Source organism: Franconibacter helveticus LMG 23732 (assembly GCF_000463115.2).
Taxonomy (GTDB): Bacteria; Pseudomonadota; Gammaproteobacteria; order Enterobacterales; family Enterobacteriaceae; genus Franconibacter; species Franconibacter helveticus.
Map to the genome: position 1 here is coordinate 35,788 of NZ_AWFX01000042.1, position 20,778 is coordinate 56,565.

General features: G+C 58.1%; 18 protein-coding genes and 2 pseudogenes. 10 read left to right on the forward strand and 10 right to left on the reverse strand.

The window, feature by feature from the left end; all coding sequences use genetic code 11:
- Window positions 1-15 precede the first annotated feature (15 nt).
- Window positions 16-3,918: an ATP-dependent RNA helicase HrpA gene (gene hrpA / locus DW56_RS10525; protein ID WP_024553225.1), complete on the forward strand. Its 3,903-nt coding sequence runs from the start codon at window positions 16-18 to the stop codon at window positions 3,916-3,918.
- A 91-nt stretch (window positions 3,919-4,009) separates the two neighbouring features.
- Here hrpA and DW56_RS21690 read toward each other — a convergent pair.
- The 5 genes and pseudogenes from DW56_RS21690 to DW56_RS10545 all read right to left on the reverse strand — a co-directional run.
- Window positions 4,010-4,153 (reverse strand): annotated as a pseudogene (locus DW56_RS21690) (methyltransferase); the annotation flags it as partial.
- Window positions 4,154-4,161: 8 nt separating this feature from the next.
- Window positions 4,162-5,544, reverse strand: coding sequence for an efflux transporter outer membrane subunit (locus tag DW56_RS10530; RefSeq protein WP_411431233.1), 1,383 nt, complete (start codon window positions 5,542-5,544; stop codon window positions 4,162-4,164).
- The gene (locus DW56_RS10535) at window positions 5,544-6,626 is read right to left on the reverse strand and encodes an HlyD family secretion protein (protein WP_024553223.1); all 1,083 of its coding nucleotides are present in this window, start codon (window positions 6,624-6,626) and stop codon (window positions 5,544-5,546) included. The genes DW56_RS10530 and DW56_RS10535 overlap by 1 nt, the downstream gene beginning before the upstream one ends.
- A 22-nt stretch (window positions 6,627-6,648) precedes the next feature.
- Window positions 6,649-8,319 carry an MFS transporter gene (locus DW56_RS10540; RefSeq protein ID WP_024553222.1) on the reverse strand — a complete coding sequence of 557 codons (1,671 nt, stop codon included), beginning with the start codon at window positions 8,317-8,319 and terminating at the stop codon, window positions 6,649-6,651.
- Window positions 8,319-8,753, reverse strand: coding sequence for a MarR family winged helix-turn-helix transcriptional regulator (locus tag DW56_RS10545; protein ID WP_411431232.1), 435 nt, complete (start codon window positions 8,751-8,753; stop codon window positions 8,319-8,321). Before DW56_RS10545 ends, DW56_RS10540 begins: the two co-directional genes overlap by 1 nt.
- Before the next feature lie 205 nt (window positions 8,754-8,958).
- On the opposite strand from DW56_RS10545, the gene DW56_RS10550 reads away from it, so the two are divergent.
- Entirely contained in the window at window positions 8,959-9,441 is a 483-nt protein-coding gene (locus tag DW56_RS10550) for a GNAT family N-acetyltransferase (protein WP_024553220.1), read from the forward strand.
- Window positions 9,425-9,832, forward strand: coding sequence for a fosfomycin resistance glutathione transferase (gene fos / locus DW56_RS10555; RefSeq protein ID WP_024553219.1), 408 nt, complete (start codon window positions 9,425-9,427; stop codon window positions 9,830-9,832). Before DW56_RS10550 ends, fos begins: the two co-directional genes overlap by 17 nt.
- Before the next feature lie 7 nt (window positions 9,833-9,839).
- On the opposite strand, the gene DW56_RS10560 is transcribed toward fos, so the two are convergent.
- Window positions 9,840-11,159, reverse strand: a complete 1,320-nt coding sequence (locus tag DW56_RS10560) for an MFS transporter (RefSeq protein WP_024553218.1) — start codon at window positions 11,157-11,159, stop codon at window positions 9,840-9,842.
- Window positions 11,160-11,622: 463 nt separating this feature from the next.
- Between DW56_RS10560 and DW56_RS10565 the strand changes: the two genes are divergently transcribed.
- The 3 genes from DW56_RS10565 to aldA all read left to right on the forward strand — a co-directional run bounded on the left by DW56_RS10565 (window position 11,623) and on the right by aldA (window position 14,489).
- Window positions 11,623-11,937, forward strand: a complete 315-nt coding sequence (locus DW56_RS10565; protein ID WP_024553217.1) for a hypothetical protein — start codon at window positions 11,623-11,625, stop codon at window positions 11,935-11,937.
- Between the two features lie 108 nt (window positions 11,938-12,045).
- Window positions 12,046-12,849: a YdcF family protein gene (locus DW56_RS10570; protein ID WP_024553216.1), complete on the forward strand. Its 804-nt coding sequence runs from the start codon at window positions 12,046-12,048 to the stop codon at window positions 12,847-12,849.
- Window positions 12,850-13,049: 200 nt separating this feature from the next.
- Complete coding sequence (aldA, locus tag DW56_RS10575) at window positions 13,050-14,489, forward strand: aldehyde dehydrogenase (protein WP_024553215.1); 1,440 nt, start codon at window positions 13,050-13,052, stop codon at window positions 14,487-14,489.
- Window positions 14,490-14,508: 19 nt separating this feature from the next.
- Here aldA and DW56_RS10580 read toward each other — a convergent pair whose 3' ends face one another.
- The 3 genes and pseudogenes from DW56_RS10580 to DW56_RS10585 form a co-directional block, all read right to left on the reverse strand.
- On the reverse strand, window positions 14,509-15,429 hold the full coding sequence (locus DW56_RS10580; RefSeq protein ID WP_029589805.1) for an alpha/beta hydrolase: 921 nt from the start codon (window positions 15,427-15,429) through the stop codon (window positions 14,509-14,511).
- 111 nt (window positions 15,430-15,540) lie between these two features.
- The gene (locus DW56_RS22985) at window positions 15,541-15,708 is read right to left on the reverse strand and encodes a PsiF family protein (protein ID WP_267879864.1); all 168 of its coding nucleotides are present in this window, start codon (window positions 15,706-15,708) and stop codon (window positions 15,541-15,543) included.
- A pseudogene (locus DW56_RS10585) lies at window positions 15,682-15,996 on the reverse strand (PsiF family protein); the annotation flags it as partial. The gene DW56_RS22985 and the pseudogene DW56_RS10585, both read right to left, overlap by 27 nt.
- A 229-nt stretch (window positions 15,997-16,225) precedes the next feature.
- Between DW56_RS10585 and cybB the strand changes: the two are divergent.
- Both cybB and DW56_RS10595 read left to right on the forward strand, forming a co-directional pair.
- Window positions 16,226-16,759 carry a cytochrome b561 gene (gene cybB, locus DW56_RS10590; protein ID WP_024553212.1) on the forward strand — a complete coding sequence of 178 codons (534 nt, stop codon included), beginning with the start codon at window positions 16,226-16,228 and terminating at the stop codon, window positions 16,757-16,759.
- A 132-nt stretch (window positions 16,760-16,891) separates the two neighbouring features.
- Entirely contained in the window at window positions 16,892-18,217 is a 1,326-nt protein-coding gene (locus tag DW56_RS10595; RefSeq protein WP_024553211.1) for an MFS transporter, read from the forward strand.
- Between the two features lie 38 nt (window positions 18,218-18,255).
- Here DW56_RS10595 and DW56_RS10600 read toward each other — a convergent pair whose 3' ends face one another.
- Window positions 18,256-18,615 (reverse strand): hypothetical protein, encoded by a 360-nt coding sequence (locus DW56_RS10600; RefSeq protein WP_024553210.1) that lies wholly within the window; start codon window positions 18,613-18,615, stop codon window positions 18,256-18,258.
- Window positions 18,616-19,317: 702 nt separating this feature from the next.
- Here DW56_RS10600 and DW56_RS10605 point away from each other — a divergent pair.
- Both DW56_RS10605 and DW56_RS10610 read left to right on the forward strand, forming a co-directional pair.
- Window positions 19,318-19,593 (forward strand): metal/formaldehyde-sensitive transcriptional repressor, encoded by a 276-nt coding sequence (locus DW56_RS10605; RefSeq protein WP_024553209.1) that lies wholly within the window; start codon window positions 19,318-19,320, stop codon window positions 19,591-19,593.
- 34 nt (window positions 19,594-19,627) lie between these two features.
- Window positions 19,628-20,746, forward strand: a complete 1,119-nt coding sequence (locus DW56_RS10610) for an S-(hydroxymethyl)glutathione dehydrogenase/class III alcohol dehydrogenase (protein WP_024553208.1) — start codon at window positions 19,628-19,630, stop codon at window positions 20,744-20,746.
- Window positions 20,747-20,778: the final 32 nt, after the last annotated feature.

Sequence of the window (20,778 nt, forward strand, 5' to 3'; positions counted from 1 at the left end):
AGGCCGCATAACCCAATGATGGAAAAACAAAATCTAACGCTTTCCGCACTTTCAGCGCGCCTGGATGCGCTGATGTTGCGTGACAAATCCCGTTTCTCTCGCCGCCTGCATGGAGCGAAGAAGGTTAAAAATCCTGAAGCTCAGCAGGCGCTTTTCGCCACGCTGGCGCAAGAAATAGACGAGGCGGCAGGGAAAGTTCTGCTGCGCGAAGCGGCGCGCCCGGCCATAACCTACCCGGAAAATCTGCCGGTCAGCCAGAAAAAACAGGACATTCTGGAGGCGGTGCGCGACCACCAGGTGGTCATTGTGGCCGGGGAGACCGGCTCAGGCAAAACCACCCAGCTGCCGAAAATCTGCATGGAGCTTGGCCGCGGCCTGAAAGGGTTGATCGGTCACACCCAGCCGCGCCGTCTCGCTGCGCGCACCGTGGCGAACCGTATCGCCGAAGAGTTGCAAACGGAGCCGGGCGGCTGCGTCGGCTACAAAGTCCGCTTCAGCGACCATGTCAGCGACAACACCATGGTCAAGCTGATGACAGACGGCATCCTGCTGGCGGAAATCCAGCAGGACCGGCTGCTGATGCAGTACGACACCATTATCATCGATGAAGCGCACGAGCGCAGCCTTAACATCGACTTCCTGCTGGGCTACCTGCGCGAGCTGCTGCCGCGTCGCCCGGATCTCAAAGTCATTATTACGTCGGCAACCATCGATCCTGAGCGTTTTTCACGCCATTTCAATAACGCGCCGATTATCGAAGTTTCCGGGCGCACTTATCCGGTGGAAGTGCGCTACCGCCCCATTGTGGAAGAGGCGGATGACACTGAGCGTGACCAGCTTCAGGCCATCTTTGACGCAGTCGAGGAGCTTGGCGAAGAAGGGCCGGGGGATATCCTCATCTTTATGAGCGGCGAGCGTGAAATTCGTGATACCGCCGACGGCCTGATGAAACTCAACCTGCCGCATACCGAGGTGCTGCCGCTCTATGCGCGCCTGTCGAACAGCGAGCAAAACCGCGTCTTCCAGCCGCATACCGGGCGGCGCATTGTGCTGGCCACCAACGTGGCGGAAACCTCGCTGACCGTGCCGGGCATTAAATATGTGATTGACCCGGGCACCGCGCGCATCAGCCGCTACAGCTATCGCACCAAAGTGCAGCGCCTGCCTATCGAGCCGGTTTCCCAGGCCTCGGCCAACCAGCGTAAAGGCCGCTGCGGCCGCGTGTCGGAAGGTATCTGCATCCGCCTTTATTCGGAAGATGATTTCCTCTCGCGCCCGGAATTTACCGACCCGGAAATTCTGCGCACCAACCTGGCCTCCGTCATTCTGCAAATGACGGCGCTGGGGCTTGGCGATATCGCCGCGTTTCCGTTCGTCGAAGCGCCGGACAAGCGCAACATCCAGGACGGCGTGCGCCTGCTGGAAGAGCTTGGCGCCATCACTACCGATGAACAGGCTGCGGTTTATAAACTCACGCCGCTCGGGCGCCAGCTTTCCCAGCTGCCGGTGGATCCGCGCCTGGCGCGCATGGTGCTGGAGGCGCAAAAACACGGCTGCGTGCGTGAAGCCATGATAATCACTTCGGCGCTTTCCATTCAGGATCCGCGCGAGCGCCCCATGGACAAGCAGCAGGCTTCCGATGAAAAACACCGCCGCTTCCACGATAAAGAATCCGATTTTCTGGCGTTCGTTAATCTGTGGAACTACCTCGGCGAGCAGCAAAAAGCGCTTTCATCTAACCAGTTCCGCCGCCTGTGCCGCACCGATTACCTTAACTATCTGCGCGTGCGCGAATGGCAGGATATCTATACCCAGTTGCGCCAGGTGGTGAAAGAACTCGGCATCCCGGTCAACAGCGAGCCTGCCGATTACCGCGCCGTGCATACCGCGCTGCTTACCGGCCTGCTTTCGCATATCGGCATGAAAGATGCCGAAAAACAGGAGTACACCGGCGCACGCAACGCCCGCTTCTCTATTTTCCCGGGATCGGGTCTGTTCAAAAAGCCGCCCAAATGGACGATGGTGGCGGAGCTGGTGGAAACCAGCCGCCTGTGGGGGCGTATCGCCGCCCGTATTGAGCCGGAATGGATAGAGCCGGTGGCGGGCCATTTGATTAAGCGCTCCTACAGCGAGCCGCACTGGGAGCGGGCGCAGGGCGCGGTGATGGCGAGCGAAAAAGTCACGCTGTATGGTCTGCCGATCGTCGCGGCGCGCAAGGTGAACTACAGCCAGATTGACCCGGCGCTTAGCCGCGAGCTTTTTATTCGCCACGCGCTGGTGGAAGGCGACTGGCAAACCCGCCACGCTTTCTTTCGCGAAAACCAGAAGCTGCGCGCGGAAGTAGAGGAGCTTGAGCACAAGTCGCGCCGCCGCGACATTCTGGTGGATGACGACACGCTGTTTGAATTTTATGACCAGCGCATCAGCCATGAGGCGGTTTCCGCCCGTCACTTTGACAGCTGGTGGAAAAAGGCGAGCCGCGAAACGCCGGACCTGCTCAACTTTGAAAAAAGCATGCTTATCAAAGCGGGCGCGGAACAGGTCAGCAAGCTTGATTACCCGAACTTCTGGCATCAGGGCAACCTGAAGCTGCGGCTGACTTATCAGTTTGAGCCGGGCGCGGACGCCGACGGCGTAACGGTGCATATTCCGCTGCCGCTGTTAAACCAGGTGGAAGAGACGGGCTTTGAGTGGCAGGTGCCAGGCATGCGCCGCGAACTTATCATCGCGCTGATCAAATCGCTGCCGAAGCCGGTTCGCCGCAATTTCGTTCCCGCGCCGAACTACGCCGAGGCGTTTTTAGGCCGCGCCACGCCGCTTGAGCTGCCGCTGCTGGAAAGCCTTGAGCGCGAATTCCGCCGTATGACGGGCGTGACCATCGACCGTGAAGCCTGGCAGTGGGATCAGGTGCCCGATCACCTGAAAATGACCTTCCGGGTGGTGGATGAGAACAACAAAAAGCTGCGTGAAGGACGTTCGCTTGACGCGCTCAAGTCCGGGCTTAAGGAAAAAGTGCAGGAGACGCTCTCCGCCGTGGCGGATGACGGCATTGAGCAGAGCAATCTGCATATCTGGAGCTTCGGCAAGCTGCCGGAAAACTACGAGCAAAAGCGCGGCAACTACCGCGTTAAGGCCTGGCCGGCGCTGGTGGACGAACGCGACAGCGTAGCGATTAAGCTTTTCGATAATCCGCTGGAGCAGCAGGCGAACATGTGGCGCGGTCTGCGCCGCCTGCTGCTGCTGAACATTCCGTCGCCCATCAAATACCTGCATGAGAAGCTGCCGAACAAAGCGAAGCTTGGGCTTTATTTCAACCCTTACGGCAAAGTGCTGGATCTGATTGACGACTGCATTTCCTGCGGCGTGGATAAGCTGATTGCCGACAACGGCGGCCCGGTCTGGACGGAAGAAGGTTTTGCGAAGCTGCACGATAAAGTGCGGGCCGAGCTTAACGACACGGTCGTGGGCATCGCAAAGCAGGTCGAACAGATCCTCACCGCGGTGTTCACTATCAATAAGCGGCTGAAAGGGCGCGTGGATATGACGATGGCGCTGGGGCTTTCCGATATCAAAGCGCAAATGAACGGGCTGGTTTATCGCGGCTTTGTCACTGGCAACGGCTTTAACCGCCTGGGCGACACGCTGCGCTATCTTCAGGCAATCGAAAAGCGGCTGGAAAAGATGGCCGTGGATCCGCATCGCGACCGCGCCCAGATGCTGAAGGTGGAAGCGGTGCAGCAGGCCTGGCAGCAGTGGCTTAACAAGCTGCCGCCGGCACGGCGTGAAGATGAAGAGGTGAAAGCGATTCGCTGGATGATAGAAGAGCTTCGCGTCAGCTATTTCGCCCAGCAGCTCGGCACCCCGTACCCGGTTTCCGACAAGCGCGTATTGCAGGCGATGGAGCAAATCAGCGGGTAGCGAGCCTGGCGTTACCGAGGGCAGGCCAGCGTCAGCGCTAAAGCAAAGCGCGGCGCGCCTGCCGTTTAGGTCTGCTGTTCACGTTACGTTGTCACTTCACCCGCGCCAGCGTAAACCCGTCCCACCTTTTGCTGCCGACGGTTTGCAGGGCGGTAACGGTGAGGCGCGGGTCCGTGCCGGGCAGGTCAATAAACCTCCGCACGCCCTGAACCCGCTCGTCCGGGCTTTGCGGGTTAGCTTCACTTATGAGGTCGCCAGCCCGCCCCAGCCGCCGCCAAGGGAGCGGTAAAGATCGACCTGCGCCTGTAACAGGTTATTTTTCACCTGCACCACGTTCAGCTCAGCGGAAAAGAGCGTGCGCTGGGCGTCCAGCACGTCGAGATAAGAAGAATAACCGTTGTTATAGCGGTTTTGCGCTATGCGCAGCGTTTCCTGCGCCACCTCAACCTGGCCCTGAAGTTCCGCAAGCTGTTCCCGGTAGCGGCCGATGGCGTCGAGACTGTCGTTCACCTCTTTGAAAGCGTTGCGCACCGTGGATTCATAACCATAGAGCGCCTGGTTGCGCTGCGACATGGCGATATCGACCTGGCTGTACAAGGTTTCCCGGTTCAGCAGCGGAGCGAGAATGCTGCCGCCGATGCTCCACAGCCGCAGCGGGTTGTCGAGCAGGCCCGCCAGCGTGTCGTCCTGGATGCTGGTGCTGGCGGTGAGGTTAAGCGATGGCAGCAGCTTTGCGCGCTGCGAGGCGAGCGAGGCGTCCGCTGCCACCAGCGTGCGCTCCGCCTGGACAATGTCCGGGCGGCGGTTCAGCAGCGAGGAGGGCAACTGCGAAGGGAGAGCCAGCGGCGTCAGCGCGTTGATGTTGCCGCCGCGCGCCACCGCGCCCGGGCTTGCGCCGAGCAATACGCTAAGCGCGTTTTCCTGGCTTGCTATCTGGTGTTGCAACGGCGGGATCTGCGCCCGCGTGGCCCGCAGCTCGGAGTCCGTTTGCATTAGCTCCAGGCGCGATGTGTAGCCCGTTTCGAACTGGCGTTTTGCGAGCCGGAAAGCCTCTTCGCGCGCTTTTAGCGTCTCTTGCGTCACCCGGAGCTGCTCATCCAGCGACAGCAGCGTGAGATAACCCGAAGCCACTGACGAGGCGACGGTTAAATCGGCGGCAGCCGCCGCCGCCCTCTGCGCCTCAAGGCTCGCCTGCGCGGCGTCGATCGCCCGACGGTTGCCGCCCCAGAGATCCACATCGTAACTGGCCGTCAGGCTGCCGCGATAAAGCGTGCTGTAGACCGGCAGGCCGGTCGCGGCAGACTGCGCCCGGCTTCGCGTGCCGTTAAGCCCGGCGTCGACGGTCGGCCAGAGCGTACTGTCGGCGGCGTTCAGCCGCGCCTGGTATTCATTCACTCGCTCACGGGCCGTCAGCACGTCGCTGTTATAACGCAGCGCTTGATCCACGTAGCGGTTCAGGGCGGCGTCGTGAAAGTTACGCCACCAGAACCCTTCCGCCGCGGAGGAAGGCCCGACGGCGTCACGCCACTGGGCGGGAATGTGCAGCGAAGGTTTCGCCTGTTCCACTTCTGAACCATGACACCCTGCCAGCAGCAGTGCGAGCGCAGCCAGCTTCAGACAACGCATTATTTCGCCTCCTCGCCGGTATTAATATGCACCTGCACCGACATGCCGGGGCGCAGCCGCTGGCGCTGCTCGCTGTTGCCAAGCACTTCGATTCGCACCGGAATACGCTGGGCGATTTTGACAAAGTTGCCGGTGGCGTTATCAGGGGTAATGGCGCTGAACTCCACGCCCGTGGCGGGCGAAATACTCTGTACCCGGCCCTGGAACTTTTCGCCATGCAGCGCGTCGACGCTGAAAGTCACAGGCTGGCCTACCCGCAGGTTCGCAAGCTGCGTTTCTTTGATATTGGCGATAACCCAGTGTTGCGGCGGCACCAGGCTTGTCAGATGGGTGCCTGCGGTCACGTAGGCGCCAAGGCGCACAGCGATTTGCCCAAGCTGGCCGTCGCGCGGCGCGATGATGCGCGTGTTCTGTAAATCAATCTGCGCCAGTTCGAGCGCGGCTTTGGCGTTTTCCACATCCGCCTCAAGCGAGGCGCGGTTAACGATAACCGTTTGTAAATTCTGCCGGGAGACCTCCAGCTGCGCCTTTGCCTGCTCCACGCCGGCATTGCCCTGGGCGGCGCTGGCGAGCGCGGCGTCGCGTTCGCGCACGGAAAGCGAGCCGTCAGAAGCAAGCTCCTGCACGCGGCGCAAATCCGCCTGGTTGCGTTTGTACTGGGCCTGCGCATTGAGCAGCGTCGCTTTGTTCTGGGCGATAGTCGCCTCGGCGCTGCGGCGTTGCTGAATATTATTCGCCAGCGCCGCCTGGCGCATGGCGAGCGTCGCTTCAGCCTGGTGCACACGCTGGCTGTAGATGCGATCGTCAATGGTCATCAGCACGTCGCCTTTTTTGACCACGGCGAAATCCTGCACGTTCACGGCGGTGATATAGCCGTTGACCTGCGGACTGATAAAAGTGGTCATGCCGCGCACATAGGCGTTGTCGGTGAATTCCACGTTGCGGGTGAAGGGGGGCAACTTCCAGGCGTAAAGAATAATCAGCACCCCCAGAATGCCAATGGCCGCCGCGGCGAAAAAAGAAACCACGCGTAAGTTGTTGCGTTCCGGGGTTTGAGCGGGCGTAGCGTCTTGCTGGCTCATAACAGCTCCATACAGATAATCATTATTGGGTCTTCTCTTCGGGTTTGGCGGCCATCGCCTGTTTCAGCGCTTTGCGTGCGGCGAGGCGCAGGCGAATCAGCCGCCAGAAAATCCACAAAAGCGTCGAGGCGGCGATAGTAGCGGTCAGCAAATAGGTGTCGTTATAGGCAAGGATAGTCGCCTCTGTGGTGCTGACCGTTTGTAGCTGTTGCGAAGCCTGCACGCTCAGTAACGTCGGGTCGTTGATGCGGCTCTGGAAAAGCTGGCTGTAGAGTTGCAGGCGCTCCGTCACCAGCGGGTTTAGCGTGGTGAGCTGGTCGGCAAGCAGGTTCGAATGGTATTTTTCGCGCCAGGTCTGGAAGGTGCCGAGCAGCGCCGAGCCGATAAGCCCGCCCAGGTTCTGGCTCATGCCGAACAGCACCGAAAAACTCACCAGATTGCGCGGGTCGGCGATAACGCCGCCGATAGCCGCCAGCATGGCCGGCGCGAGGAAAAAGGCGCTGCTGAAGCCAAACAAAAACTGGCTAATCAGCAACTGGTTCGGCCGGGTGAGGCTGGTGGAATGGCTGTCCATCAGCGAGGCGATAACCATCAGCGCCAGCGAAGTGACAATCGGCCAGGCGGTTTTTTGCGGGTTAATGGTCAGGGCGCTGATAACAATGCCGCAGACGGTTCCGGCAAGAATGGAAAACGCCAGCGTCGTCATTTGTTCGTTTTGCAGGCCGACATACTGTAGCCAGCCGATGGCGCCGGTGTTCTGTTCCGCCAGCACAATGCGTATCAGCACCATTACCAGACCGAGCCTTAAAATACTGCCGCTGGAGAGCCAGCGCGTGTTAAGCAGCGGATTAGCCCGGTTATGCTCAAACGTGATGGCGGCGATAATCAGCACCACCGCGCCCGCCAGCGTCCAGCCAAGCCACGGCGTTTCAAACCACCAGTCGATGCGTCCAAGCGACAGCACGGCGCAAAGCATCGCCATACCCGGCGCCAGCATAAAAAAGGTGAGGAAATCTTTTTTCTCAAACACCTTGCGCCGATCGCCCGGCGGCAGCTTCAGCGCTATCACGCAGGCGAGCGAAATCAGCGCCAGCCCCAGCTCAAACAGATAAAGCCCGCGCCATTCGTCCAGCTCCAGCAGTTCGGAGGAAAAAAGGCGCGCCATGGGAATGGCGAGCTGCGAACCGGTAATGCCAATCGTCAGCGCTTTCAGGCGATGCTTCGCGGGCCAGGCCTGTATCTGATAATAAATACCGAGCGAACTCAGCGCCGCGCCCACCATGCCGTGGGCCGCCCGCACCATCAGCGCCGAAGAGAGATCGTTAACGAACAGGTGAAAGAAAGTCACCAGCACATAAAGCACCAGAAAGCCTTCGGTAAAGGCCCGCAGCCCGTATTGCTGGCGAAATTTCACCAGCAGCAGGTTGATAGAAATATTGGTCATGACGTAAACGGCGGGGAGCCAGGCGATTTCCGTCGACCAGGCGGCGAAAGTACCCTGCAAATTTTGCAGGTTGGCGGTCACCATGGCGTTGCCAAGCCCGCCGGTCAGGCAAACCAGCAGCCCGACGATGCCATAGGCGATGCGCCTGGCCGCCGGGTGATGAGGCGTGGAAGGCGAGCCAAGCAGCATCGGTTTTTCGTGCGGCTGCCACTCGCGCGGCGCATAAGGGTCGGATTTCGGCAAACGCATTACTGTTTTTCCACTTCCTGCAACAGGCGGCTCAGCACGCGGCGCGTGATGGCCTGATCGTCGGGACTGATGAGCGTGAGGATCTCTTCACGCAGGCGGTCGGCTTCTATCTTCACCTTTTCATAGAGCGCTTCGCCCTCGGGCGTCGCTACCAGCAGACGTTTTCGCTTATCGCTTGGGGTAATGCGCATAATGAGCCCTTGCGCCACCAGCCGGTTAAGCAGCGGCACAAGCGTTGCGCTCTCGACGCCAAGCTCCTGGGCCAGCTCGCCCTGCGAAAGCGGCGCCTCGCGCCGTGCAATGGCGGAAACCGCCACCCAGCTTGCCTGGCTCATGCCAAGCCCTTTCAGGCGTCTGTCCACCGCCCGGCGCCAGTGGTGAGCGGTCAGGTAGAGCAGGTGAGAAAAGGAGAGATTGTCGTGATCCACAGCCATAGAGTTAATCGTTAGAGATCTAACGAGTTTAGAACCGGTTTAATTCATTCATCAAGTGAATGGTCAGCTGTATCGGAAGAATCAGAACGAATAGCTGAAAAAAACAGCGCTTGACGCCGGTTTGTGACGTTGTCACTCATGCCGGGGTTTTATGCCTGGCCTTTTTTAGGCTATGTTCGGTGCAAAACCGTGCAGAGGAAATGTTATGGCAGAGTTCACCATCGAAGAGACCGACCCGCAGCACCCGGACGCCATCGTCCTGCAAGCGGCGCTATCGAAAACGCTGGAAGCTTTAACCGGCAGCTCCGGCACCCAGTCGTTTAATCATGACGATGTAAAAGGCGATGGCGCGACGTTTGTGCTGGCGCGCGACGAAAACGGCAAAGCGGTGGGGTGTGTCGCCTGTCGGCCGATCGGCAAAGAGGTGGTGGAGATCAAGCGGTTGTTCGCGGTGCCCGGCAACCGGGGCGCCGGACGGGCGCTGTTGCGCCATATTGAAGCCTTCGCCCGGGATTATGGTTATCGTGAAGCCTGGCTGGAAACGCGCAGCAGCAACCCGACGGCAGTCGAGTTTTATCTGCGTAACGGTTATCGCATTATTGAAAACTATGGCCGTTACGTAGGCCAGGCGGACGCGGTCTGTTTTGCCCGGGCGCTTCGGGAGGATGAGCATGCTGAGCGGGCTTAACCACCTGACGCTCGCCGTGCGCGAGCTGGACAGAAGCGTCGCCTTTTATGTCGACCTGCTGGGAATGAAGCTGCACGCCCGCTGGGATAACGGCGCATACCTGACCTGCGGTTCGCTCTGGCTGTGCCTCTCGTTTGACGAGGCTGCGGGCGCCCGGCCAGGCGACTATACCCATTACGCTTTTACGGTGAGCGAAACGGATTTTCCGTCGCTGGCGCAAGCGTTAACTCGCGCCGGCGTTCAGGTATGGAAAAACAACCGCAGCGAAGGCGAGTCGTTCTATTTTCTCGATCCGGACAACCACCAGCTGGAGCTGCATGTCGGATCGCTCGCTTCACGCCTTGCCGCCTGCCGGGAAAAACCTTACTCCGGCATGCGGTTTTACGCGTAAAGCCCGCTCACAGCGGGCTGGTTTCACCGTTGAGCGGCGTTTTACGCCCGATGCGGCTGGCGAAGAAAATAGCAACCAGCGAAATAATCACCGTAACCCCCAGATACCAGGCCACCGGTCGCCAGTCTCCCCCGGAATGCGCCAGCAGGCCGGTGGCGATAAGCGGGGCGGTGCCGCCCGCCAGCGCTGCGCCAAGCTGGTAGCCAAGCGTGATGCCGGTATAGCGCACGCGCGCTTCAAAAATTTCTGAACAGAGCGTACCGAGCACGGCGGTAACCGGCGCCCACAGCACGCCGAAGGCGATAACCGTCGCCAGCACAATGCCCCAGGTCGTTCCCGTATCCAGCAGCCAGAACCACGGCACGATAAATAACCCCAGCAGCACAACGCTACAGGCGTACATGCGCTGGCGCCCCACTTTGTCTGAGAGCAGGCCCATCAGCGGGATCATTAGCGTCGCCACCAGCGCCCCGAGCGTCACCGCTTCCAGCGCCTGGGATTTCTGATACGCAAGCGTTGTGGTGGCGTAGCTCACCACAAACGTGGAGAAGATATAGAACGGCGCGGTTTCCACCACCTTCAGCCCGGCGGCTATCAACACTTCACGCCAGTGATGCTTCACCGTAATACTGAGCGGCGTTTTGCTGATCTGCCCGGCGCGCTTCACCGCTTTGAAATCGGGTGTTTCATCAATGTCTTTGCGGATCCACAGGCCAAGTAACACCAGTACGGCGCTTAGCAGGAAAGGAATGCGCCAGCCCCAGGAGAGAAAAGCCTCTTCGCTGAACAGCGTCATCAGCGAGACGATAAAGGTCGCCATCAGCATGCCGATGGTAACGCCCGCCTGCGGGATGCTGCCGAAAAACCCCTTGCGGTTAGGCGGGGCATATTCATAAGCAAGCAGCAACGCGCCGCCCCATTCGCCGCCAATCCCCATGCCCTGGATAATACGCATCAGAATGAGCAGCACCGGCGCCCAGATGCCGATGGTGTCATAAGTCGGCAGCAGGCCGATCATCACCGTGGCGCCGCCCATAAGCGAAAGGGTTAATACCAGCGTTTTTTTGCGGCCAATTCTGTCGCCGATATGCGCGAAAATAACGCCGCCGATGGGCCGGATGAAAAAAGTCAGCGAAAAGGAAAGATAAGAGAGAATAAGCCCGATAACCGGGTCCACCATGGGAAAAAACACTTTGTTGAACACCAGCGCGGCGGCGGTGCCATACAGAAAATAGTCAAACCACTCAATGGCGCTGCCGGTAAGGCTTGCCACCAGCACCTTTTTGTTTTCCCGCAGGATCGCGGCGCTGCTCTTTAGCGTTGTCATAACAGGTAAGTCCTCGCAAGTGTAAGAAGGCGAGGTGTCACCTGGCGCGCTACAGGTGCAACCCCAAACGGCGAAAAGTTGTTAATTTGTTAATTAAATACGGGAGAGGTGTAACTTTTGGCAAGCGGGAAAGGCGTTTTTAACAGCAAAAAATGACTATTTATGCAGCAAAATCTGCTTTGCAGTGCGTAATAAATAAGAGAGTGTGCGGAACAATGCGCCGTTGCCAGAATCGGGCGCAGGTGCAACCCGGCCGTTTTCAGACAATTAACGTTATTTTTCGATAAGGCGAAATTCGGCGTTTTTATTTTGCCAGCGCGGTTAAAGGGCGCAGGGCATGGGTGCGTGCGGACTTTGCGGTTTCGGATGCGGATAGTCACACAAAGCAGCCTTTGGCAGCGCTTCGCCGGGCTGGTAAACTTCCCGGCCATTCAAACTCTTAAAGAACAAGCGAAACACAGGGATGCAAACAATAAAAGATCTGGCGACGGGCAGGCTGGGCCTGGCGCAGACATTCTGGGGATACGGCGTTTGCGGTAATTTCATTCTGGGGATGATCGCCACCTCGGCGCTCAGCAACCAGTTCGCAACCTGTTTCATTATTGCGCTTATCGTAAAGTTTATTCTCTTTGTGCTGGTGCTGTCTGGCATCACGCTGATGATGAGAAACGGCAAAATTACGCTCTGGCGCGTGCTGGCTTTCGCCGTCATTCTTTTACAGGTCATCTTTGGGCTGGCGATGGCGGTTATTGCATGGCAAACGCTCTTTTCTTTTTGACGGCGAAAGACGGCAGGGCTGCACTGTCGCGGCTTTAAGGTTGCTCCGATAGGGCGAGGGGTAAAACCCCGGTAATCTGGCTGTTGGTTCGCAATCAAGGAGGCCCCTATGGAGCTGATGCCAATGCCAAAATTATCTGAAAGCACGCTTAACGCGGTTAACACGCTGGGCCAGTGGCTGGCGCAAACCGACATGGCTTCGCCCGATGAGGCGCGCCAGGCGCAGCTGATTGTGCTGGCAGGCAATGCGGCGCTTCCAACGCTGGAAACCGCGGCTGAACTGTCAAACGCCTGCTCGCTGCCCTTGCTGATAACCGGCGGGATAGGCCACTCCACCACCTTTCTTTATGCCGCTGTCGCGCGCCATCCCCGTTACAACGGGTTGCGGACAACCGGGCTGAGCGAGGCGGATCTGCTGGCGACTATCGCCAGAGAGCGTCTGAAGGTGCCTGAAGAACGCCTGATTATCGAGCGCCAGTCGACTAACAGCGGCGAGAACGCCAGCTTTACCCGCAAGCTGATGGAAGAAAAAGGGCTTAAGCCGCAACGCGCGGTGCTGATCCAGGACCCGACCATGCAGCGGCGCACAGCGGCCACGTTCGCCCAGGTATGGCGCGATGCGCCCTTTCAGCCGCAATGGCTGAGCTATCCGGGCTTTACTGCGCAGGTCATCAACGGCAGCCGCAACCTGAAATTCGCCCAGCCCCGGGACGGGCTGTGGGAAGTGGCGCGCTACCTTTCGCTGGTGCTTGGCGAAATGCCGCGCCTTAACGATGATGAACACGGCTACGGTCCGCGCGGGCAGGGGTTCATCGGCCATATCGATATCCCGGATGAGGTTCGTGAAGCCTGGCGACAGGCGCAAAACGATCCAGCCCTCATGATGCCGCTGCGAAGCCGCTCTCTTATTTAAGCTCTCGCCTGCCGTTTACGGTGCGCTGCCGTAAACGGTTTTTCACTCTGACTCTTCATTTTTTCTGCAACAGCGTTTCTTTTTTTAGATTTCCTTCACACATTCCTCTTTTTCACCGCGCCGGGTGAGGCAATGCCGGGTAATTTTTAACAAGCTTTTTACTTCAAACACACATCAATATCATATTCAAGGAGTAAGGCATGACGGCACCTGTACAACATCCGATGTATATCGATGGTCAATTCGTCCACTGGCAGGGCGATAACTGGCTTGAGGTTATCAATCCCGCCACGGAAGAGGTTATCTCGCGTATCCCGGACGGCAGCGCTGAGGATGCGCGCAAGGCCATCGAGGCGGCTGAAAGGGCGCAGGCGTCGTGGGAGGCGTTGCCTGCTATTGAACGCGCAGGCTGGCTGCGGAAAATCGCCGCGGGGATCCGCGAGCGGGCGGCGGAAATCAGCGCGATGATTGTTGCTGAAGGCGGTAAAACGCAGCAGCTGGCGGACGTTGAAGTGGCCTTTACTGCCGATTACATGGAGTACATGGCGGAGTGGGCGCGCCGTTATGAAGGTGAAATTATTCAAAGCGATCGTCCCGGCGAAAATATTCTGGTATTCAAACGCGCGCTGGGCGTGACGACCGGCATTCTGCCCTGGAACTTCCCGTTTTTCCTGATTGCCCGCAAGCTTGCGCCTGCGCTGATCACCGGCAACACCATTGTTATCAAACCCAGCGAATTCACGCCGAATAACGCTATTGCGTTCGCAGAAATCGTTCATGACGTTGGGCTGCCGAAAGGGGTATTCAACCTGGTGCTGGGGCGCGGTGAAACGGTCGGGCAGGAACTGGCGGGCAACCCGAAAGTGGCGATGGTCAGCATGACCGGAAGCGTCGCGGCGGGCGAGAAGATCATGGCGGCGGCGGCGAAAAACATCACTAAAGTGTGCCTTGAGCTTGGCGGTAAAGCGCCGGCGATTGTCATGGACGATGCGGATCTTGAGCTTGCGGTTAAAGCGATTGTCGATTCACGGGTTATTAATACCGGGCAGGTCTGTAACTGCGCCGAGCGCGTCTATGTGCAAAAAGGCATTTATGACCGCTTTGTCAGCAAACTGGGCGAAACCATGAAAGCGGTGGAATTTGGCGACCCGGCGCAGCGTAACGACGTGGCGATGGGGCCGCTGATTAACGCTGCGGCGCTGGAGCGCGTAGAGCAAAAGGTGGCGAAAGCGGTGAGCGAAGGGGCGAAAGTGGTCTTCGGCGGCAAGGCGGCAGAGGGCAAAGGCTATTTCTACCCGCCGACGCTGCTGGTGGACGTCAACCAGCAGATGTCCATCATGCATGAGGAGACGTTCGGACCGGTGCTGCCGGTGGTGGCTTTCGATACCCTCGACGAGGCGCTGAAAATGGCCAATGACAGCGACTACGGCCTGACCTCCTCCATCTATACCAGCAATCTCAACACCGCAATGAAAGCCATCAAAGGGCTGAAGTTTGGCGAAACCTACGTTAACCGTGAAAACTTCGAAGCGATGCAAGGCTTTCACGCGGGCTGGCGCAAATCGGGCATCGGCGGCGCGGACGGCAAGCACGGGCTGCATGAATACCTGCAAACCCAGGTGGTTTATCTGCAATCATAAAAACAGGGGGCACGCCCCCCTATTTTTTCTCAAGCGTGCGGGTAATCCAGCGCATTAAAAGCGCAGGCCAGGCGCGGGCGGGCAGCGCTTCGGCGTCGCGAATGCCAAAGCCGTGCCCGCCTTCTTCAAAAAGATGCAGCTCGGCGGGTACGCCTTTGTCCCGCAGCGCGGCATACATCATCAGGCTGTTCTCCACTTTCACGGCAGGGTCGTCAGCGGCGTGAAATAAAAACGCGGGCGGCGTAGCGGCGGTGACCGCCTGTTCAGCGGAATAGCGTTTTTCTTGCGCGTCGTCGGGCGCGTCGCCCAACAGTTGCTGACGTGAACCGCTATGCGCTGCGGCCCCGGTCATGGTGATAACCGGATAGGCGAGCGCCATAAACGCCGGGCGGGCGCTCAGTTCATCCGCTTCGTCCAGCGGCGCGTAAACGGCCTCGGCGTAGCGCGTGGCGAGGCTTGCCGCTACGTGGCCGCCTGCGGAAAAACCGAGTATGCCGATATGGTCCGCATTCAGGTTATATTCCGCCGCCCGATGGCGTATCAGCCTTAATGCGCGCTGCGCATCCGCCAGCGGCGCGTCTGGCCCTTCGGCGTGCTGGTCGCCGGGCAGGCGGTAGGTCATCACGAACAGGGTATAGCCCGCGTCGGTAAACGCAGGCGCCAGCGCGCTGCCTTCTTTATCCAGCACCACGCGCTGGTAAGAGCCGCCCGGAGTAACCAGCAGCCCAACGCCGTTGGGCGACGCGGGCTGGTAAACGGTGATTTGCGGGGCGCGCACGCCCGTTACCGCGCGGTCAAGCAGCGTCGCGCCAGTGTGGCGCTCTTCAAGCGTGAAGCGGGCGCGGCTTTGCTGTGCGCCGGGGGCGTCGCCGCCAGGCCAGACGGAAAAGGTTTCGGCGCGGGCGACAGCCTGCGCCATGCGTTCAGCGAGTTCAGTCATAAGGGTTTACCGTTACGATGGCGAGCTATAAAGATAACGCAGAGGGGCCGTAAGGGAAGAACGCAGAGGGCAAAAAGCAGAGAGCCCGCGTAAAACGGGCTCCCGGGCGTATCAACTGGCGGCCTTCAGACAGTTGCTCATGAATTTTTTACGGTCGTCGCCGGTCAGCGACTGGGTGACGGCCTGGGTATTACAGTCTTTCATTTTTTGCTGCTGCGGGGTGACGTTGTTCTCCTGCGGCGCAGGCGCGGCGGAAACGTTTTTCAGGCAGCCGCTCATGAATTTTTTACGCTCATCGCCAGTGAGAGACTGGTTCGTCGCCTGGAAATTGCAGTCTTTCATTTTCTGCTGCTGCGGCGTCAGGCTCTTATCCGGCGCTTCGTCGGTGTTTTTCAGGCACTTGCTCATAAACGTTTTGCGTTCATCGCCTTTCAGCGACTGGCTGGTTGCCTGCTGATTACAGCTGGTCATCCGCTCCTGCTGCGCCGTGGCGGTTTTTTCCGCCGCCTGCAACGTGGCGGCGCAAAGCAGGGTCGCTAAAAAGGCGGTGGTTCTGGTGAAGTTCATCATCTCATCCTTATTATGTTGAGGGGTACAAGGTCGCGACGGGAAAAAACTATTTACTGATTTCTGCACGCTTTTTCCGGCCTCTTTTAGAAGTGTACTCCCTGGCGGGAAAAGCGCGCTTTTGTCCCTGACCCCGTTTAATTACAGGAGATTGAACAACAAATCAGATGAATTTCCTATGCAGGCTCGCTATCTTGAGCCTTTTATCGCCTCGTTTCAGGATTGCCTTATGCGCAGTAAATTTACGTCGTTGCAAATCACGCTTCACTGGCTGGTCTTTTTGCTGGTGATTGTCACCTGGGGCGCCATTGAACTGCGCGGGCTGGTGCCGCGAAGCGTTGGTCGACTGTTCATTTATACCCATTTTAGTTGCGGCATCGCCATTCTGCTGCTGATGGTCAGCCGCCTGCTGGTCAGGGTGAGATACCCGGCGCCGCCCATCGAGCCGAAGCCAAAGCCGCTCTATACGGGCCTTTCCCATCTCGTTCACCTGGTTATCTACCTGATGTTTATCACGCTCCCGCTGCTGGGCGTGGCGGCAAAATATTATGGCGGACGGGAGTGGTTCGCTTTTGGCATCAGCATGCCAGTGGCGGCAGAAGGCGATGAAGATGTTGAGATGCAGCTGCGCGCTATCCACGCTTTTATTGCCAATGCCAGCTATTTCGTTATTGCGCTGCATGCCGGCGCTGCGCTGGTTCATCACTATTTATGGAAAGACAACACTTTGCTGCGCATGCTGCCCGGCAGGCAAAAGCGTTAAAATGCGAGCATTGTCGCTTTTTTATTCATGGAACTTCGCGCGGTTCACATTTTATACAATGCATGCTCGTTAAAGCGGCGCCGTTTAGCCTACATATATCTATTATAGAAACACTCACAGCGAGAGGGCTCTATGGCGCAGTCAATTGAACGTTCGGCGGCAGGGGTAGTAATGCAGGAAGAGGCGCAGCAGGCGCGCAGATTGCGGAAGGTTTTGCTGGCGACCGGCGTCGGGCATTTTGTCGAATGGTTTGATTTCGGTCTGTATGGCACGCTTGCGGCCATCATCGGTATGCAGTTCTTTCAGGCAAGCAGCCCGACAGCGGCGTTGCTCTCTTCCTTTGCGGTTTTTGGCGCGGGCTTTGTTATGCGCCCGCTGGGCGGGTTATGGTTCGGCTCGCTTGGCGACAGAAAAGGGCGGCAGAAGGTGCTGGCCAATGTGATTTTACTTACCTCCGGCGCCACCTTCGTGATGGGGCTGCTTCCGACCTGGAATCAGGTTGGCGTGCTGGCGCCCGTGCTGCTGGTGATCACCCGCCTGGTTCAGGGGTTCGCCGCAGGCGGCGAAACCTCCGGCGCCACAACGTATCTTGCCGAGTTCGCGCCGCAGCGTCAGCGGGGATATTTCACCTGCTGGATAGATAATTTTGGCTTTATGGCGTTTGTGGCAGGCTCCGGGCTGGTTTTCCTGCTGACCGCCTCGCTTGGCGAGACAGCCATGAATGCATGGGGCTGGCGTATTCCCTTTTTAATTGCCGGGCCGCTTGGCATTGTCGGCCTCTATTTACGAACCCGGCTTGAAGATTCACCGGAGTTCACCGCCGCCGCGCGGGCGGGGAAAACCACTCAGGCGCCGCTGCGCACAGCGGTAACCTCTGCCTGGCGAGCGCTGCTTTTCTGCGTCGGGTTTGTGGTCATCAAAGCGGTGGGACACTGGACGCTGCAAACCTTTATGCCGGGTTATCTTTCCACGCAGCTTCATTTCAGCAAACTCGATTCTTACGCCATCACAACCATTGGTCTGTTTGCAATTGCCGTGATGGTGCCTTTTATGGGTTATCTTTCGGATCGCTTCGGGCGCAAGCCGTTGATGCTGGCAGGCTGCGGAGGATTCATTCTCTTTACCTGGCCGGCGATGATGGTCATGGCGCAGGGCGACATGCTCTCCGCCGTACTGGCTATGCTGCTGCTCGGCGCGTTTATCGCCGCGTTCGACGGCGCGTGCAGCGCGGCAATGGCCGAGCTTTTTCCCACCCGCGTGCGCTACGGCGGCATGTCGATAGCCTATAACTTCGCCGTTGCTTTTTTCGGCGGCATCACGCCGTGGTTTTCAGCTTATCTTATTACCGCCACGGGCAACCCGTTCTCGCCAGCGTGGTACGTAATGGGCGCAGCGCTGATTACCTTTGTTACGGTGATGCGCGCGAAAGAAACCGCGGGGCAGCCGCTGCGGCGCTGACGTTTAGCGCCGCAAAACGATGCATCGCCCTCCGCTGGCTATTCGCGGAAATAAGGAATATCTGCGGGATAAGTATTTCTCAGGCTCAGCAACTGACAGTGTACAAACCGCTCTTCGCGGGCATACCAGAAGCCAAACGAGGCGGTGCTCTGGTCATAAATCAGCCTGTCGAGGTTAGCAAAGGGGAAAACCACTAAACCTGCTCTCTTTATATAACCGCCCCCGGTTTCAAACTGGCCCTGGCCCCAGGCTTCCTGCGTATGCTCATAGCGGTGCAGTATCACCTCAATGCTTCCTCTGCCAGGGCAGCCCAGCAGTAGAATGCTGCTGTCGAGAGAAAGCGCTAACGCTAAGCGGGGCAAAACTAAAAGTAACATCACGAGTAAAAACGTTTTCATACGGCTCCTGTCCTGTTCAGGGGGAGCTTTATTACATTCTGAAAACGTAAGCGTATTGAGTTATGTCATGCTGGTGGTTTATGTGAATGCCATATAAACAACCAGATAATATATAAAATTGGTTATTTGCTTCTGCCTTAGCCCGATTGGCTGAATTCGCGGGTCGTTACGCGTGAGGCAGGCGAGCTTTATAGCATCCGCTACAGCGAGCTGGCTTTTTCTCTTAGCCGCCCTGTGAGAAATCAACTCGCCTCAAGCCTCAATAATCGTCAGATAGATCACCTAATGCCGATACGATAATCGCGACTACTAATATTACAAAAATAAGAATCAAGCCAAGAACAATGAACATGAAGCCCCCGTTGTTGAGGCTATGTTCCTCTTGTTTCTGCGTTTCTTCTAATTGATATGAATGATCAATTCGATCTGATTGATCGTTTGTGTCTATCTTTTGCGTGTTAATGCAGGCAAAAACGCGGGCGGAATTCGGCGTTTATTTAGCCCTTCGCAGCGCGTCATTTTGTCAATTTTAGAGGCAAATTTGGGGGCGAAAAACGGTTTAGCGGCATGAAAAAGGGTGGTGATGCCTTTTTGTGGCTTTTGCGCTGGTTCGCTAACCCGCTGAAATAGCGATAAAAGTTAAGGTTTACAGCGGAGTGCAAAATTATGTACTATACCCCCCTATAGTATCAGGAGGCGATGATGCCGCATTCCCCGGAAGACAAAAAACGTATTCTCACCCGCGTGCGCCGTATTCGCGGCCAGGCAGAGGCGCTGGAGCGCGCGCTGGAAGCTGGCGAGCCTTGTCTGGCCATTTTGCAGCAAATCGCCGCCGTACGCGGCGCAGCGAACGGCCTGATGGGCGAGATGGTGGAAATTCACCTGAAAGATGAACTGGTCAGCGGTGAGACGACCAGCGCCGAGCGCGCGGAACGTATGGCGGAAATCGGCCAGCTTCTGCGCGCCTATCTAAAATAACAATGACCATTCACTCGAACGGAAAAGGACAAGTATGAAATCACGTGCAGCAGTTGCATTTGGTCCCGGCAAACCGCTGGAGATTGTTGAGATTGACGTCGCGCCGCCGAAGAAAGGCGAAGTGCTGGTGAAAATCACCCACACCGGCGTCTGCCATACCGATGCCTTTACGCTTTCCGGCGATGATCCGGAAGGGGTTTTCCCGGCGGTGCTGGGCCACGAAGGGGGCGGCATTGTGGTGGAAGTGGGCGAGGGCGTCACCAGCCTCAAGCCCGGCGACCATGTTATTCCGCTTTATACCGCTGAATGCGGCGAATGTAAGTTCTGTAAGTCCGGCAAAACTAACCTCTGCCAGGCGGTGCGCGCCACCCAGGGCAAAGGGCTGATGCCGGACGGCACGACCCGCTTCTCTTATAACGGCGAGCCGGTTTACCACTACATGGGCACCAGCACCTTCAGCGAATATACCGTTTGCGCGGAAATCTCTCTGGCGAAAGTGAACCCGCAAGCGCCGCTGGACAAAGTCTGCCTGCTGGGCTGCGGCGTTACTACCGGTATCGGCGCTGTGCATAATACGGCGAAGGTCAAAGAAGGCGATTCCGTCGCCGTGTTTGGCCTGGGCGGCATCGGCCTTGCGGTGATCCAGGGCGCGGTGCAGGCGAAGGCGGGGCGCATTATCGCCATCGACACCAACCCGGCGAAGTTCGACCTGGCCCGCGAAATGGGCGCGACCGATTGCGTCAACCCCAGCGACTACGACAAACCGATTCAGGAGGTCATTGTCGAGATGACCGACGGCGGCGTGGAGTTCAGCTTTGAATGCATCGGCAATGTCAACGTGATGCGCGCCGCGCTGGAATGCTGCCACAAAGGCTGGGGCGAAAGCGTTATCATCGGCGTGGCGGGCGCGGGGCAGGAGATTCGCACCCGTCCGTTCCAGCTGGTGACTGGCCGCGTATGGCGCGGTTCAGCGTTTGGCGGCGTAAAAGGCCGCAGCCAGTTGCCGGGTATGGTTGAAGATGCAATGGAAGGCAAGATCCGCCTCGACCCGTTCATCACGCACCGTCTGCCGCTTTCTCAAATCAACGAGGCGTTTGATTTGATGCATGAAGGCAAATCCATTCGTACGGTTATTCATTTCGGCGACGAATAAGTTTTCCTGTGCAGCATAAAGCGGCCTGCGGG